Here is a 731-nt window from a genome sequence, read left to right as displayed (position 1 = left end):
CCAGGACGCCCCGCGTCCTGCGGCATCACCGGCTCGAGAACGTCCCACAACTCGTCACTGATCACACCATCACGAAGCACGACGGCCACCATTCCGGACCCGAGCCCGAATAGTTAGCAGACACGCCCTAGCCGACCGGGATGACGACGGCCGCACCCAGGAGGGCCGGGAACCGGACGACGAGGGGTTGCGCGCTCGTGAGACCGCCCTGGCGCAGCTTCAGCCGACCCTCACTCTTCACCGTGCAGGCGAGCTGGGCAGTGCCGCTGCCCGTGCAGCTCCAGGCGGTGTTGGTCGCGGTGAGCGTGCCCGTTCCCGAGAGGTTGCCCACCGTGACACGCAGCCCCACAGTGGCACCCGGGATCTGCACCCATGCCGTGCCGTCGGCATTGACCAACCCGATGACGGCCGGGTGCCGCACTGGTCGGGTCGTCGTGCTCGTCGGCGACGGCGCGGGGCCGCTCGTGCTCGAGGGCGACGGCGGCTGGGTTGGCGAGGTGGCGGAGGAGCTGGACGAGCCCGGGCGCGACGGAGAGGTCGGCGACGAGGATCCGCTTGCGCCTCCGCCCGAGCCCGCGGCGCCCGCGGCCGGCGGGCTGGTCGACGACTGGCCGGGCGCACCGGCCGACCCTGGGGTTGTGGAGCCGGTCCCACCGGCAGAGACGCCGGGGCCGCGTCCCGCAGCGCCCGTCCCGATCGGGCCACCCGCGGCAGCACCTGAGGGGCCGGCG

1 protein-coding gene and 1 pseudogene are annotated in these 731 nt (G+C 73.6%); one reads left to right on the top strand and one right to left on the bottom strand.

The annotated features are described in order from the left end of the window. Positions 1-127: 127 nt before the first annotated feature. Entirely contained in the window at positions 128-331 is a 204-nt protein-coding gene (locus N864_RS22840) for a hypothetical protein (protein WP_155893083.1), read from the bottom strand. A gap of 1 nt (position 332) precedes the next feature. Between N864_RS22840 and N864_RS22835 the strand changes: the two are divergent. Beyond that, positions 333-731, top strand: a pseudogene (locus tag N864_RS22835) (hypothetical protein); the annotation flags it as partial.

It is taken from the genome of Intrasporangium chromatireducens Q5-1, assembly GCF_000576575.1.
Lineage (GTDB): Bacteria > Actinomycetota > Actinomycetes > Actinomycetales > Dermatophilaceae > Intrasporangium_A > Intrasporangium_A chromatireducens.
Note: the sequence above shows the minus strand (reverse complement) of the source record. Positions and strands in the feature narration are given on the sequence as shown.